Genomic DNA, 2791 nt, shown 5'->3' on the forward strand with positions numbered 1-2791 from the left:
GTCCTATATTACACCTCTATATACTAATCGTCAATACCTTTTTATAAAGTTATTCAAGTTAATATTTTTACACTCTCTAATCTAGAGAAGAATCTATAAATATTGCATTATCCGAAAAGCCTCTTCGACTTCACTTTAATTTCTTCTTCCAAAATATATTCAAGTTTACTTATACCCTAGACTTAATTGGTACGGAAGTTTTTCCCCAGCGAAACTAACAACCTTATTTTAATAAATACTAATATGTAATTAAAAAGTTATTACACTSCCTAACACCTCTTTGTTTACCAGGCACTCTATTAGAAACGATGGAAGATATACGTATTCTTATAACAGACAACGATACAGAAATTCTTATATAATACTCTAGTTATAGAGTTTCCCTTATATGAAGTAATGGTTACTTACCTGTTTACTCGTAAATATATAGAAACATACTAATACATTTACTAACTATCCCTGTGTCACTGAAATAGCAGACTTATATCTCTTTCATCTTTAGCAGCATCCATTTCCATATGGCCTAGTCGTAATAAATTTTATATCCTCTTAACAAACATTTAAGATATACAAATAAACTATACTCGAGGTCCGAACCAATTAATAGCATTTCTTTTTTAAACACATATACTGGATTGAAAATACGTACCTCAATTGATCGAGTGTACCTAATACACCCGAAAGGAACGTTTGTTCTGTTTGTATTTTATTACTTTTTATCACATTTAAGGATGTTTATCCTACGTTTTACCGCTAGAAGAGCGAATCGAGTTACTAACAAAGTATGTAATTTTATTGTTTCTATTATATATCCCCCGTTTTGAAATACATATAGAATTACAAATTCATTTATTTCTAGCTATAAACCTAAGAATACATAACAATAAGAAACCAACACATATAAAACACCCACAAAAACAAATTCTGCAACAAGGTATACTACGGCTGTACAATTGTAAATCATAATCTTTTCAACACCTATAGGAGTCCTGTCCGCATTTAACGCAAATATAAACTAAAAAAATTTCAATATAAAAAGAGCCGGAATTTCTACTCTAAGGAAAATCCGACCCTTATTTTTGGGCCACAACCAAAATTATTTAACTTACTCGCTACAACTGAACTCCCTCATACTAACCATAGCCAAAATATTTTTCACATTTAATATTCCCTACTCTGCTGTACTGAAGATGCATGTATCATATCTATCACTGCATGATATAAATTTTCCGGATATTCAGCTATCCGATGGCATAAATACAAGTACCACTCTTTCCCATAAGTCAAATACCCCCTAGCATTATGTCCTTTGTTTTTCAAATCACTTAACATATCCGGACGAATTCCATATAGCATTTCTATTTCTACATTAGATTGACTAAAATATTGACGTTGCTCCATTTCTTTAATAAGAATTTCATCATGTGTAGCTATAGATACAGGATGGTTATTTTCAACTAGTTGTTCTACGATCTGAAGATACTGTTGATTTAAGTCAGTTGACCTAGGTATAGCAATATCCGAAACTTCTTGATAGGCACCTTTTACAACTCGTATTTTCCCTGGATAATGTAGGAGTTCTTGAATATCATTGTTTGAGCGATATAAATGCGCCTGAATCGTTATCCCTACATTAGGATATTGCTCAGTTGTTTTTTTATAGATGGAAAGAATGTCTGCTGCTTTAGATGATTCTTCCATACTTATCATAAGGGTAGTTCCATGTACTTTTGCCTTCTCTGCCAACTCCATTAAATGAATATAAGATATTTCTGGATCTATAGATAATCCAATATGCGATAAATCGAGTGATACTGTTTGTTTCATAGATAGAGCACCCATATCCCCAATAAGATTCCAAAACTCATTTTTTGCTTTATAACATTCCTCTATATCTAGAGTATTTTCCCTTATGTATTCTAGTGAAGTATGATAACCTTTTGCAATTAGTTCTTTTGCTGTCATAATCCCCTCATGTCTCGTTTCTCCGGTGACAAATCGTTTCGCGGCTTGCAATAATAACGCATAGAGTTCAGTGGATTGTTGTACATAGGATTTTATATGTTCATTTCGTGCAATCGATTTAAATGCCTGAGCTACTTGGAATTCTGGTTTCGTCATCACATTTTCATCCCCTTTAGAACCATTTGATCCAACTATAGCATGCTAAAATGGTTTATATTAGTACCATTTCAACCAAACTTTTATGGTACCAATTTTGATGAAGGGAGCATTTATATGCTTTGGATACCTATTGATCGATCGTTAGATATAAGTTTAATACGACAGGTTTATCACCAAATACGTGAACGAATATTAAACGGAGAGCTACAATCTGGAGAAAAACTACCATCAACACGGGAATTATCTTCTGAGTTAAGCGTGTCTAGGAATGTAATTTTAGAAGCTTATGATCAATTATTTTCCGAAGGTTTTTTGGTCGCTCGACAGGGCGCCGGGACATTCATTGCAGAAGGGACTTATTTAGAACAACATAAAAAATCAACTCTAATTGATTCTTTATCTTGGTGCGAAGAAATAAACAAAGACAGTAACATCATTAATTTTCGTTCAGGGATACCAGCACTAGACTTATTTCCACGTAAGGGATGGGCAAAGTTATCTCATACCATATGGAATGAGACACCTCCTTCTACGTTTGGATACGATATTCCCGAAGGGCGTCCCGAATTAAGAAAGGTTTTATCACGCTATTTACTAAAAACAAGAGGAGTTTTTTGTCATCCAGAACAATTGATAATTACCTCCGGCGCAACGCAAGCTTTAACAC

The 2791-nt window shown here is 33.4% G+C and carries 2 protein-coding genes; one reads left to right on the forward strand and one right to left on the reverse strand.

All coding sequences use genetic code 11. From position 1 onward, the window contains the following. Positions 1-1161: 1161 nt before the first annotated feature. Positions 1162-2121 carry a proline dehydrogenase family protein gene (locus AC1DJR_RS24890; RefSeq protein WP_477003753.1) on the reverse strand — a complete coding sequence of 320 codons (960 nt, stop codon included), beginning with the start codon at positions 2119-2121 and terminating at the stop codon, positions 1162-1164. A gap of 117 nt (positions 2122-2238) precedes the next feature. Here AC1DJR_RS24890 and AC1DJR_RS24895 point away from each other — a divergent pair. Beyond that, a partial coding sequence (locus AC1DJR_RS24895) for a GntR family transcriptional regulator (RefSeq protein ID WP_477003754.1) occupies positions 2239-2791 on the forward strand: 553 nt, incomplete at its 3' end.

The organism is Bacillus sp. 05T31 (assembly GCF_056396725.1).

Bases quoted from the DNA above. Each gene is read 5' to 3' on its own strand.
- AC1DJR_RS24890 (WP_477003753.1), bottom strand. From the start codon at position 2,121: ATGACGAAACCAGAATTCCAAGTAGCTCAGGCATTTAAATCGATTGCA.